At 56.9% G+C, this 12,484-nt stretch carries 11 protein-coding genes; 3 read left to right on the top strand and 8 right to left on the bottom strand.

The features are described 5' to 3' along the window. The 8 genes from ACH2ED_RS21055 to ACH2ED_RS21020 all read right to left on the bottom strand — a co-directional run. The coding region (locus tag ACH2ED_RS21055) for a hypothetical protein (RefSeq protein WP_395094697.1) at positions 1–594 on the bottom strand (594 nt) is incomplete at its 3' end. 101 nt (positions 595–695) lie between these two features. Next, entirely contained in the window at positions 696–1,622 is a 927-nt protein-coding gene (locus tag ACH2ED_RS21050; RefSeq protein WP_395094696.1) for a hypothetical protein, read from the bottom strand. Between the two features lie 46 nt (positions 1,623–1,668). Continuing rightward, positions 1,669–2,478 carry a hypothetical protein gene (locus ACH2ED_RS21045; protein ID WP_395094695.1) on the bottom strand — a complete coding sequence of 270 codons (810 nt, stop codon included), beginning with the start codon at positions 2,476–2,478 and terminating at the stop codon, positions 1,669–1,671. Between the two features lie 21 nt (positions 2,479–2,499). Then, a complete protein-coding gene (locus tag ACH2ED_RS21040; protein WP_395094694.1) occupies positions 2,500–3,279 on the bottom strand; it encodes a hypothetical protein in 780 nt (259 codons plus the stop codon). A gap of 72 nt (positions 3,280–3,351) precedes the next feature. Continuing rightward, complete coding sequence (pilM, locus tag ACH2ED_RS21035) at positions 3,352–4,821, bottom strand: type IV pilus assembly protein PilM (protein ID WP_395094693.1); 1,470 nt, start codon at positions 4,819–4,821, stop codon at positions 3,352–3,354. 117 nt (positions 4,822–4,938) lie between these two features. Next, positions 4,939–7,977 carry a polysaccharide biosynthesis tyrosine autokinase gene (locus ACH2ED_RS21030; RefSeq protein ID WP_395094692.1) on the bottom strand — a complete coding sequence of 1,013 codons (3,039 nt, stop codon included), beginning with the start codon at positions 7,975–7,977 and terminating at the stop codon, positions 4,939–4,941. 10 nt (positions 7,978–7,987) lie between these two features. Then, on the bottom strand, positions 7,988–9,322 hold the full coding sequence (locus tag ACH2ED_RS21025) for a sigma-54-dependent transcriptional regulator (protein WP_395094691.1): 1,335 nt from the start codon (positions 9,320–9,322) through the stop codon (positions 7,988–7,990). Between the two features lie 3 nt (positions 9,323–9,325). Beyond that, positions 9,326–10,687 (bottom strand): ATP-binding protein, encoded by a 1,362-nt coding sequence (locus ACH2ED_RS21020; RefSeq protein ID WP_395094690.1) that lies wholly within the window; start codon positions 10,685–10,687, stop codon positions 9,326–9,328. Between the two features lie 142 nt (positions 10,688–10,829). Here ACH2ED_RS21020 and ACH2ED_RS21015 point away from each other — a divergent pair, with 142 nt between their 5' ends. The 3 genes from ACH2ED_RS21015 (at position 10,830) to ACH2ED_RS21005 (ending at position 12,389) form a co-directional block, all read left to right on the top strand. After that, positions 10,830–11,069 carry a hypothetical protein gene (locus ACH2ED_RS21015; RefSeq protein ID WP_395094689.1) on the top strand — a complete coding sequence of 80 codons (240 nt, stop codon included), beginning with the start codon at positions 10,830–10,832 and terminating at the stop codon, positions 11,067–11,069. A 202-nt stretch (positions 11,070–11,271) separates the two neighbouring features. Next, positions 11,272–11,634: a hypothetical protein gene (locus ACH2ED_RS21010; protein WP_395094688.1), complete on the top strand. Its 363-nt coding sequence runs from the start codon at positions 11,272–11,274 to the stop codon at positions 11,632–11,634. A gap of 2 nt (positions 11,635–11,636) precedes the next feature. After that, positions 11,637–12,389, top strand: coding sequence for a class I SAM-dependent methyltransferase (locus ACH2ED_RS21005; RefSeq protein WP_395094687.1), 753 nt, complete (start codon positions 11,637–11,639; stop codon positions 12,387–12,389). The last annotated feature ends 95 nt before the right edge of the window (positions 12,390–12,484 follow it).

The raw sequence follows: 12,484 nt of genomic DNA, 5'->3' as shown, positions 1-12,484 counted from the left end.
GCCCATGCCACCCATGCCGCCGCCCATGCCACCCATGCCGCCGCCCATGCCACCCATGCCGCCGCCCATGCCACCCATGCCGCCGCCCATGCCGCTATTACCAAAGCGTGCGAAGAAGGGAACCGAGATAATCCCTCCCAAAACCGACTGCAGATCCATCGGATCCAAGTACGTCAGGTTGATACGCTCGTAAGCCGCAGCGGGACGTACCAAAGAAGGATCGTCAATCGGTTGTGGGTTTGGATCCTGTGTGGGCTGTGAGATCGTACGTGGCTTCACAATCCAGATACCGTTCTCTTTGGTGTAGGTCAGTGGCACGCTCGCCGCACGCATGATCAGCTTAAGAGCATTCTCAAAAGGCTGCTCCGTGATCTTAAGTGTGACGAACCCAACAACATTGTTATCAATCACGTAGTTGTTGATCCCTGCTTGCTTGAACGCAGCCTCAATGGTCTTACGGATCGGTGAATCCTCAAGATCAAAGGTTACCCTCTTGTTCGCGGCATCATCTTGCCGTGCATAAGCATTCACAGGAAAAGCCAAAACGATGGCCCCCAGTGAGAGTGTCAGTGCTAAGAATCGCATCTTGTTCATATTTTTATACCTGTCTTGCCTTACCCCGCAAATCAGATCACACCAGTACGTTGGTGCATTATACCTGTTCAGCGCAAAAGCGCCAAACCACTGTCGTGTCGTTATTGAATTCCACCGCCGCCAGCACCACCACCGGCCTTGCCGCCGCCGATACCGCCCGGCCCCATACCTGAACCCATTCCCGGCCCCATGCCTGAACCCATACCAGGGCCATTCCCGGCACCACCGCCAGAGTTAAACTGCTGATTCAGGGCACCCCGTACTGCAGGAGAGAGCCCCGAAAGCTTCACTTCAACCGAGCGACCGTCCCGAGCCCGCAGAATAAGGTGCTCCATGGAGATAGACTCCACCACAAGGGGCGGCACACCAGGAATCAAACTATCCACTTCCGCACCCGGCTGCACAATGGTCACATCAGAATCAGGTGGTATTCCAGACTCAATGATGGCAGCGATGCCCCCATTATAGAATACACCCGCAACACGCCGCGGAACGGGCGGAAGCGGCGGCAGATCGTCGGGATTCACTGCACCAGGAACCGGTAGATCCTTAGGAACCCAAACGGGTGCCGTTCTGTGCCCCATGACATAGTCCCATGCCGGAGTAATCTGAACAACGGGCTTGATAACGGACTCAAAAGGATCCTTGCGCGAGGCCACCGGAATCACGCCGTCCCGGATTGGAGAAGGCTTCGAGCCACCGGCTCCGCTGCCACCCCCCATACCGCCCATCGGGCTTGGACCACCGCCCATCGGATTTGCACCAACAGCGCCGAAGGTCTTCTTCATCGCTTCAGGTGCTCCATCAAAGGAAGTCTGGCGCGCACCAGGCCTCCCGCCACCGGCCATGGCCACCGCCCCAGGAGCAGGCATGCCAGTCATACCCGTACCAGGAGCACCCATAGCAGGTGTACCCACGGGTGGTGCGGAGTTATCTACGAGCGGGGGCGTTTCACTAGGCGAGCTACACCCCGTGATGCTTAACGCACCCAGTACGGTCAGTGTTAGTGCAAAAGTCACAAATTTCATGGATTTCCTCAAGTTTGCTTGTAGCCATGCGGCTACTTCCATCTCGTTACTGGATCGGGGCTCCCGCACCACCACCAGGAGGAGGAGCACCAGGCATAGAAGCAGCCCCCCCCATTCCCGGCCCCATGGATCCAGACATTCCCATACCGCCACCCATTCCCATACCGCCACCCATTCCCATACCGCCGCCGCCACCCATGCCTCCACCGCCTGCTCCAGCAGCAGCAGCAGGGAAAGTAGGACCGGGCGTCTCTCCTTGCGTAAACTCAAAGACCTGGAGGTTATAGCTTCCCAGCAATCGCGGGGAGTTGCCTTGAAGGTTAAACCCTGTAACGAGTACAAGGCGACCAAAGGTATTCCATCGCTCAACGTGCTTCAGGACGGCATCAAAGTTCCCGGAAACCGTAACCGCTCCCTTATTTTCGGAAAGCAGAGGGACATTCGCTTGGTTAGGATCGTCGGGGGGGGGATAGAGACTAAAGCCCGCCTGAACAATCTGAACAGCCTTATCGGAACGAACAAATTTATCCAGCATAGGCCCGAGATCGTAGAGCTGCTCTTTCTGAATCTGCTGCCAGGCCGTGTAGAGATTAGAGATGTTGATCGCAGGCATAAAGCGCTTCTCGTATCTCCCCCAGTCGCTCTTCGCCACGGCAACCTTTACTTTCGCATCGGCAAATGCCTTGTCCACCTGAGGCTTCGTATCCGCGACTAACTGACGCGCCGCACGATCCGCTTCCTTGGTTGCAGTTTCTTTATTACGTGGATCGTTAAGCGTGAACCACAGTGTCAAGACAGCAATGAGAGAGAGGACACCAAAAATAATCCATACCTGAGGACGTGTTAGCTTATTCATAATTTTATCCTGTTGCCTCCCTTACTGGTCGCCATCTTTCATCATGCCCTTGGCACCGCCCTTGCCACCACTACCAGCGGGCGCGGCAGCACCCGTATCCGCACCCATCCCTGGTGCTCCCATTGAACCCGAGCCAGACATTCCCATTGAGCCAGACATTCCCATCGAGCCGCTCATCCCCATACCGCCACCCGCGCCCGCGGCGCCTGCGATAGGTGCCGTAGGTGGGCTGACATTCTGAACCAGCTGAGCCGCGACCTGGATTGGGAAGCTGCGCTGCGCATCAGGAGGAAGCTGCTTGCGGGCCTGAATCCCCAGGTAGTCGGGCAATCCCTTGATACTAAGTGCCTTGATATCTGGGTTGGCAAACAATGTCAGGTAAAAGCGTCCAACATCCTCAAGCTTGGGCACCGATGCACTGATGCTCAGGCTATCGCCCTCAACAGCCATGCTATTGTACTCGACCCCACGGTAGGTATAGCGCGCCGCATTTCGGTAGATTAACCCCGGAAGCCGGTTGAAGAACTGGACATTCTTCACAAAATCTACCTTGGCTTGAATCGGCTGAATTTTTTGCAGCTCAGCCTGAGTCTTAGCCATAGTGTCTTCGACAGCCAAGGCCGCTTCATTAGCAGCATTCGCGTTGATAACCGTTTGGTTATACAGCGGATCCTGAATGGCGAAGCGGTAGATGAGTGGTGCCGCGATACAGACAGCAAGAAGAGACCCTGCCCACCACCAAGTGGCGCTCGTCTTTTTCTGTTCCGCGATATAAGCTGGTAAGAGGTTGATGCGCAGCATCGTTTTCCTGACTCCCCGTCGTTTACGTATTTGCTGAGTAAGACCACCACTTGCATGGTGGCCTTCAAAATTTTATTCTTTGCCCAGAACCGCATCCCGAGCGGCAAGCCCCAGAGCAACTGCCAGTGACGAAGCCATCTCAGCACGCCGAGTCACAGACACTTGTTTGGAAGCCACATTGAGCCCTGCAAAGGGATCGGCCATTGACGCAGGAATCCCCAAGTCATGTTCGATGTACTGATCCAGGTTTTGAACTCGGGAAGCTCCTCCACAGAGAAGAACCAGATCCATCGTATCATTGGGGTACTTTGAGCGAAAATAGTCTACGGAACGACGGAGCTCCATAACAAATTCCCCGAGCATCGGGAGAATGGCATTGAAGACTTCTTTTCGTCGCTCATAGTAAGGATCGCTAGGCTCAATCGGAACGATCGCTGTCTCCTCCGCAGAGGGTGCACTCTCTCCCGCCACGCCCGGCACAGCCGCTCCCTCGAAGGGGCTGGCAAAAGGGTTGGCAGCTTCCGCAAAGGGATTGTTATCAGCGATGTCGAACGGGGATGCCGCCGCAGCAGGTGCCTCCCCCCCACCAAAGAGGGGCGGAGGTAGGGGCGCATTCATATCCACGTCGAAGATGGACTGAACCCCCATATCCTGCGCGTTCGCGGAATCACCGTAGAGCATCTCATCGGCCTGGCCACTCTTAACCAGATCCATTAAGATCACGGCATGAGCACGTTTTTCGTCCTCGGCCGCATCCATCGAGAGCCCCATTCGATCCGCAATAGCGCGAGTGAAGTTGTCGCCGCCTAGAGGGATGGTACGCGGATAGCGCAGCGCCCCAGCCTTAAAGACACCAACATCTGTCTGGGATGCTCCAATATTAACAATCACGACGTTCTTGCTCTGAAGCCCCTCTTTCGAGAGATCAATCAAAGCACGCCCCACTGCCAGCGGCTCAACATCTATCACCACAGGAGTTAGACCCGCCGCAGTCAGTGTGTCAATGTGCTGACGAATCATGTCGCGCTGCGCCACTGCCAACAGCACTTCCATGTTCGGATTATTGGGATCGTTGTCTGTAATGGGATTATCAATCTTCTGGAACGACATCTCCACATCGCTTGCAGCGAAAGGAATATGGCGCTCCACTTCCCACTTCATGGTTTCCGCGAGCTCGCTGAGGGTCATTTTAGGAACCTCAATGACACGGACGACCATCCCGGCTGCGCCCGCAACCGAGGAGACGCACTTGGTGGCCTTGATGCCGTTTTTAGTACGCATCTGTTTGATAGCCATCCCAAGGGTCTTGGGGTCAGCGATTACTCCCTGCTGGACAGTGCCCGGCGGGGTATTCTCGATGGCAATCCCAGTGACACGCAGGCTACTGCCTGCACCACTGACCTCGACCATCTTAATGGTTTGCGTCCCGATGTCCAGCCCGACGAACGTCCCGCCGCTCGGTTTGGCTCGCACAACCGGCTTAGGACGCGGAGCCATCTTCGCTCCTGCGCCTGCTTTTGTCCCTCCGTCCAATCTGGCCACTACGCTAATCCTTCTTTCTCTCTGAGACAGAACATGGGCAATTATACGGCGTTGTCTTTTTCTATGTCAAGCACAAATCAAGAAGAGGCCGTATAAAACGGCCCCCTGAAGATTTTATTATCGTCCCCGCTTGAACCAGCCCAGGATTCCACCAGACCCTGTGGGCTTCTTTCGTTGAGGTAATCGCGCTGCATCGTCGGCATAATCACCGTCGTCGTAGCCCTCGTCTTCATCAAAATCATCAAAATCTTCGTCAAAATCGTCCAGATCTTCCTCATCATCTTTATCAAAATCGAAGGTGATCTCATTGTCATTCTCATCATTTATCAGCGGCGACCCCGGTTTCGGCGGTGCTGGTGCGGTTTCAGCAGCTCGCGCGATAGGCAGCTCACTCGGAGCTACCATAGGGGAGGTGCCCCAGTTGGTCTTGAGGGGTTCGGAAGTGGTGCGGGGTGGCTCCGGTATCCGAGGTAGCTCCGCTCCCGCTTCCCAGACGGGTTCTGAAAATAGCGGGCTGGAAGGTGGGGAAGTGGAGGTAGGTATTGCCACAATCGGTGCCACGGGCGTAGGCCGTGCCACAGGAGGCTCCTGTACAGGAAGCTGAACGCTCACAGGGCGAGGAGGTTCCACCACTGGCTCCGAGTTCACCTCAGCCGCTGCACCTACTCCCGGATTGCGGAGCGAGGGAGATGCCCCTCCTACCAGGAAATTCATGTTGTCATCGTCCGCTTCCTCCGCCTCTGCGGCAAGGTGCTCAAAGCGATCGTCGTCGTCCAAGGCAGAGTAGCTCTGCGACGGTACCGACTGCGTGGTGGACTTGAGACGCGGATAGTACTGGTTGTGATAGTGAACGGAGTCCACACTCTCTGAGGGGGCGGCATTGAGCACGACACCGATCAGGTTCGCGTGAGCCTTGGTGAGCATCCCTTTGACCTGCTCGACGACCCCTCGGGGGACATCGCCTGCCCGAATCACCAGCAAAGTGGAGTCCACAAACGATGCCAGAATCGAGGTGTCTGAGAACGCAATGGTTGAGGGCGCGTCAAAGAGCACCACATCGGCGGCGTCTTTCAGGCGCTTGTGCAGCTCCCGCATCTGTGGTGAGCCGATCAGCTCGCTCGGGTTCAGCGGGAGCGGCCCTGAGGTCAGTACCAGTAGATTCTCGATCTCCGTGCGCTGCAATACCTCGTCAATGGCAATACTCGCCCCCGCAAGAAGCGTCGTCAGCCCACGCTCGTTGGAAAGCGAGAAGACCTGATGCAGGCTCGGGTGACGTAAATCCGAATCCACCAGAATCACTTTTTTCCCAGCCTGCGCCATGGTAATTGCCAGGTTGGCAACCGTTGTCGTGGCTCCCTGACCAGGCTTGACGGTAGCGACGAGAAGCGAGCGGAAGGGATTCTCCAGTTGGGTAAACAAGATATCGGTGCGCAGCAGCCGGTAGGCCTCCGATGTCGGGGAGAGAGGATCGAGGTAGGTCACGCGGGGCGCACGGCGCGGATCGGGAAGCTGAGCGGGGATCTCGCCCGCCACAGGCAGCCCCAGGATCTCCTCGGCATCTTTTTTGGTGCGTACGGAGTTATCCAATGCGTCTTGTCCAATCACCAGCGCCACCCCTAAGATCAGCGCCAGAGTCGTGGCGTAGAGTAGCAGCTTAACCCCATTGGGCAAGGTATTCTTCGACGGCAGAACATAAGCGCGGGTAATCAGAATCGTCCCCGTCTGGCTAGAGAGAATGTTCTCGCCGCCCAGCTTCTGAAGATTCTGGTTGATCATCGCCAAGTTCTTGCTCACCTGATCCAGCTCGCCCATGAGCTTACTGTACTCGGCTTGCAGAACTGGGGAGCTCAGCAGGCGCTTGAGAAGCTTATTGTACTGCTGCTCATGAGGTAGCATCGTGACCTCAGCCGTCGCGACATTGCTTCGTGCGGTATTCAAGCTCCGCTGCGCTTCCAGGTAGTTAGGGTTGGGCTGCGAGACCGTAAATGGCTTCTTGGCACCATTCCTGGCGATTTTCAGCTTGCTGAGCGTCTCACGCGCCGTCTTCAGCTCCGGATCATTATCGCCGCGTGTCGCCGTGAGCCGGTTGAACTCGACCTCGGCTCGATCTACTGCCCCTTGAAGTTCTTTGTAGCGCGGGTTCTCCTCGGCGGGAAGGCTGACGGTGATCGTTTTCGGTGTGGAGGCGGCATTCTGAACCGCGTTGTTGAAAGCCTCCCGTGCCCCATCCCGCTGTGCTCGCAGCTCGGCAAGACGGTTCTCTAGGCTCTGGAAGCTCTGGACGGTGTTATCCTGAGGACCAATGATCACCGCGAACTCGCTTCGGTTCTTGAAGGCTGCCAGGTTGCGCACGGCCACAACACGCTCCTGCACCGCAGCCTCTTTCTTCTTTAGGAGTCCCGCGATATTGGTGCGGGTGCCCGCTTGGGAGAGAGTAGCATAGTGATCCAGAAAGGCAACCGTGAGCATATTGAGATAGAGTAGCGCCTCACTCTCACGCCCAAAGTTTCCCAAGAGCTGAATCTGATTATCAAACTGGCGCACACTCTCCGTGTCCATCAAGCTGACCACAGGCTTGGCATCTACCTGCTCTCGGTAGATATTCGCGATCACACTTGCGTCCTGCTTCACCCCATCTTGGGCAAAAGTCCCCAGGCTGTCACGGGGAGCGGCTAGGCGTGCCACCTCGGTCAGACGGAAATCGCGCCGCCTTTTTTCGTACTCCGCCTGCTTGCTTGCGGGAGGAATTATTCCCTCCTGCACCTGCTGATCCACCGTATCGGCAATCTTGGTGTCGTAGGGGGCGAAGTACTGGTTGCGCTCAAGAATACTATTGACCTCTCTCTTGCGCCCTTCTTCGTCCTTGCGCAGAAGCTCCGCAGCTTGCACAAAAATATTATTATTGCCCTTTAGCTGCGTGGTTAGCTCCGAGATGCGCTTGCTAGGGTCGGCCTGAATCAGAGTCGGGTTTTCACTCGAAGACATGACCATACTGGAGGGAGCTTGCTGAACGGTCAGGCGTGCATCCGCCGTCACCCCTGCCATCTGGTTCTGAATAAAGATACCGATGACCACAAGCACTGCCGCCACAAGCGCCAGCCCAATAACAAGATAGATACGACGGTTGATCAGCCGCCAAATTCGCCAGAAGTCCATTGTTTTAGTCTTACCCGTTCACTACTTTGAGCTGTGGCTGCCCACCTGTATGATCCTGCGCCTTGATCTGTTGCAAAAGCTGCTCCGGCAAGGCACTCGCCTCGATACTTACCGCATCCGATGCAGACATCACCACGGCGTACTCGATAACGTTTTGCAGCTCACGAATATTTCCCGGCCAGGTGTGCCGTCCCAGATAGCCCAGTGTCTCCGCTTGAATCCCCTGGGGAAAAGCTCTACTGTTCTCGCGTGCGATTTTCTCTAAAAAATAAGCTGCCAGTGCCGGGATGTCGTCGGCTCGATCCCGCAGCGTGGGTAGCCAGACGGGCACGACATGCAGGCGGAAGTAGAGGTCCAGCCGGAAGCTTCCCTCCTGCACCGCCTGCCAGAGATCGCGATTGGTCGCCGCCACCACACGCACATCCACTTTGGTATTCTTGACTCCCCCGATACGGCAGATCTCTCGTTCCTGGAGCGCCCTGAGCAGCTTCACTTGTGTCAGGGGAGGAATGTCCCCGATCTCATCCAGAAACAGCGTCCCGCCATCGGCAAGCTCGAACTTTCCGGGCTTTGCCCCCGCCGCGCCCGTGAAGGCACTCTTCTCGTAGCCAAAGAGCTCCGACTCCAGCAGCGTGTCCGGCAGTGCCGCGCAGGAGACTGCCATAAACGGCCCGCGCTTGCGGCTACTTGCCTCGTGAATCAGGCGCGCAGCCACTTCCTTACCCGTCCCCGATTCGCCCAGGAGAAGCACCGTCGCACGGCTTGCCTGCGCCACTTTAAGAAGCTGCTGGGTCATTTTCTGCGTTGTCGGTGCGCTTCCAATCAAGGAAACACCTGGTATATTTACCAGATTCGGAAGCGGAGTGGGGTTGGGCGCACTGGCAATCACCGAGGCGCTCTTTCCCGCAGGTGGCGCGGACCGGTTAAAATGCTCCAGACGGGGCTCTGTACCCGCTGCCAGTGCACGATCCACGGCATCACGCACCTGCTCCACATCAAACGGCTTGGTGATGAAATCAAAGGCTCCCAGGCGCATTGCTTCCACTGCGGAGCGCACTGTTCCGTGCCCGGAGATGATGAGCGTGCGTAGGCCCGGGTGGTGCTTGCGCACTGCCTCCAGTACCTCTAGGCCATTCATGTCTGGCATTAGGTAGTCGGTGATCAGCAAGTTCAGCTTGGGCTCCGCCTTGGCTTTGCGCACTGCCTCACGTCCCCCGTCCGCCACCAGCACCTCATGCCCATCGCGGGCCAGCACAGCAGAAAGCACTCGCCTCAGGTTAGGCTCGTCATCCACCACTAAGATGGTCGCACCGCTTGGCTTAATCTCTTCGTTCTCTGCTGCCATGACCTAGTTGTCCTTAATCTCCTGGAGACGGGGCAAAAGCAGGCTGAAACAGGCTCCCCCCAGCGCAACATTCTCCGCCATAATCGTCCCGCCCTGCGCCTCAATAGTCTTTCGTACCTGCGCCAGTCCCAGGCCGGTTCCACGCACTTTGGTGGTAAAGAAGGGCTCCCAGAGTCGCTCAATGACCTCACTGGGTAGGCCAGGCCCGTTGTCCTCAATGCGCACACACCAGCTCTCGCCCGCCGCTGTCAGCGTGACCGTGATGCGGCTATCTACACGGGTGTTGCCCACCGAGGCCACTGCCTGCGCCGCATTGAGCAAGAGATTTCGCAGAGCCCGCCCGAATTGTCCAACATCAACCCGCACCTGTGCTTCGTCCACGCTGTAGCTCTCCTGAATCGTCGGACATCCCATGCGTGCGAGTTCCTCACGCAGGAAGCTCACTTCGCTCCGGACAACGGCCACAAGATCGGCTGCAAAGAGCGTGGGTACAGTGGGCCGAGCGAACTCCAGCAGATCGGTCGTGAGTTTGCCAAGGCCGTCCACTTCCTCGACCACAATCGTGAGAAAGTCCCGGACGGTCTCATCGCGACTGTCTTGAAGGAGATACTGCGCCGCCCCCTTGATCGAGCCCAGCGGGTTACGCAGCTCATGGGCGATTATCGCGGCGAACTGCCCCATGGCTGCCAGCGCACGGGAGCGCTCCATCTCCCGCTCCAGCTTAGCCTGATCTTTTGCTGCCTGCGTGAGATCATCAATGGTTTGGCGCTGTGCAATCACGGCTCCCGACTGAGCGGCGAAGAGAGAGAAAACACGCAGATCACTGTCGTTGTACTGAGTCGCAGGGGCATGCCGGGAGACGCAAAGCACGCCCAGGGCTTCGTCGGTGATGCCTAGAAGCGGTGCGCAGAGTGCACTCTCGACCTCAGGGCGCTTGGCGATATCGTTCTCGGCAAACATCGGATGGGTGTGGGGATCACGATTAACAAGAATCGGCTGCCGGGTCTCGGCGACGCGTCCGGCGATGCGCTCACCCATGAGAAGTGTGACAGACTCAGAGACATCAGAGGGAAGCCCGACAGACGCCACCATGCGCAGGACATCGGTTCCTCGCTCGCGTAGAAACACCGAGCCCGTGTGAGCGTCCAGAGCGGCCACGGCCCGCTCGGTGACATTTTTAAGGAGCCGCTCCAGCTCCGTTTGGGGAGCCGAGCGCCAGAGTTCATAGAGTGCTGCGAGCTGCCGCTCACGCCGCTCCAGCTCGATCACTGCCGAGGAGGATCGCGACGGCGCTAAAACGCCGCTCCCTAAAAGGCGCCGCGACTTAACCCGTATTGCAGTCTGTTTTTTGATTCCTTCTGCCATCCGTAAAAATACCTACCCTCTGGTAGTTTCGGCAGGTTGCCTCAAAGAATGGAGAGCACTCTTGGCGCACGATACAATAAGCCTCTAGGAGAGAAGCGCCAATAGTGCCGATGGCTGATTCCAAGGCACGGGGAGTAGCTGCATGAAAGACAAGCGTTTCTGGGTGGTTCTAAGCGTATTTGTGGTTTATAGCCTCTTCTTCTGGCCAACGCCTTATACCTACCTGGAGAACTCCCAGGGCTGGCATGTACGGGTGAACCGATTAACAGGAGATCCTCAGATCTGGATCAGGGGTAGCTGGCAATCTCTCGCGGCGCTGTCCAAAGAAGATCAAAAAAATAATCCCTACCTGACTTACCAGATTATCGGAGCCAAGGAGTGAACCGGGAGAGGAGGCCGCACTATGAGCCGCCTCTACTCTGGTGGCGTACCAAGAAAGTCAAAAGCCTTTTTCAGATCACTTTGTGCGGCACCTTGCTATTTCTTTTGGCTGTTGGGCTATTAATCATTTCGGTCGTAGCATTGAGAAGTCTCTACCTTCTCGTGTCAGGACAAGTTTATTGATGAGGAAAATGCTTAAAACCATGAACCAACCAAAGAAAACTATCTTCGCCGCCCTGGGTATCGCAGCCTCTGTGGGCTGCGCGAGTTTGATGGGAATATCCCCTGGAACTTCCACTCAGGGAGACAGCATTTGCTACAGTGCTGGAAGTTACTACACTCCTCCGCCCCCTGCGCCCAAGAAGCCATTGCGCGAGGGAGACATTCGCGTCAAGTGCAAGCGGTGCGGGCAGAAGTACGACAGGCCAGGCCGCTGTACGTTCGCGCCGAGCGCGGAGGAGGTAAAGCACTTTCACCTTACCCCTGAAGAGGAAGCTAGCTCACGGAAAGCCGTCCTAAAGCTTCTTGATAATGTGGCATCCTGGCAGAAGCTCGTGAAGCACTAGCGATGCCCCAGTACCAGTCTCTTCCTGCAATCTACGATGCTCTGATGGCGGGTGTCCCCCACACGGCCTGGCTGGCCCGGATGGAGCGGGCTGTCCGTGAGCGCGAGAAACAGCCGCAGTCCGTCCTGGATGTCGCCTGTGGCACGGGCACGCTCAGCGAGCTGCTCTACCGGCGCGGCTACCGGCCCGTGGTGGGCTTCGATATTGCGCCGGAGATGGTTCAAATCGCCCGGATGAAGTCGGAGGCAAGGCACTATGAGATCGCGTACTCCGTGGCGGATCTGGCGGAGCTGGATCTGGGAGGGCGGCAGTTCGACTGGCTCGTGAGTGTTTTCGACTCCCTCAACTACATTACGGACCCTGTACGGCTTCGCGAGGGTCTGCGGCGGCTCTTTGCCCACGCCAAGCCCGGTGGTGTCCTGACATTCGATATGAATGGGATCTACGCGCTGCGCTACGGCCTGTTCACCCAGCATGAGAAGAACGGTCCCATTGAGCACGACTGGAAGTCGCACTGGGACGAAGACGAGAAACTCTGCCGGGTTGAGATGGACTTCTGGGTAACGGATCCGCACACCAGCACTCGAAGATATTTTCACGAAACGCACTTACAGCGCGCCTACGCCATCAAGGAGATCAAAGAATGGCTCACGGAAGCAGGCTGGGAGCAGATAGAAGTCTTTGGCAACTACGGCGAGCGTGCCCCAAACGCCCGCTCGGATCGCTGGCTCTTTGTTTGTGAGAAACCCGAGTGACTACTCCGCACGGGTAAACCCGGCGGCTTCTATGGATTGGATACCAACAGACTCTAATCCCAGTCTGAGAATGTTTAGAGAGGCATTATGATCGC

This window comes from Armatimonas sp., assembly GCF_043757465.1.
In the GTDB taxonomy this organism is placed as follows: Bacteria; Armatimonadota; Armatimonadia; order Armatimonadales; family Armatimonadaceae; genus Armatimonas.
This window is presented reverse-complemented; position numbering and strand designations above follow the sequence as displayed.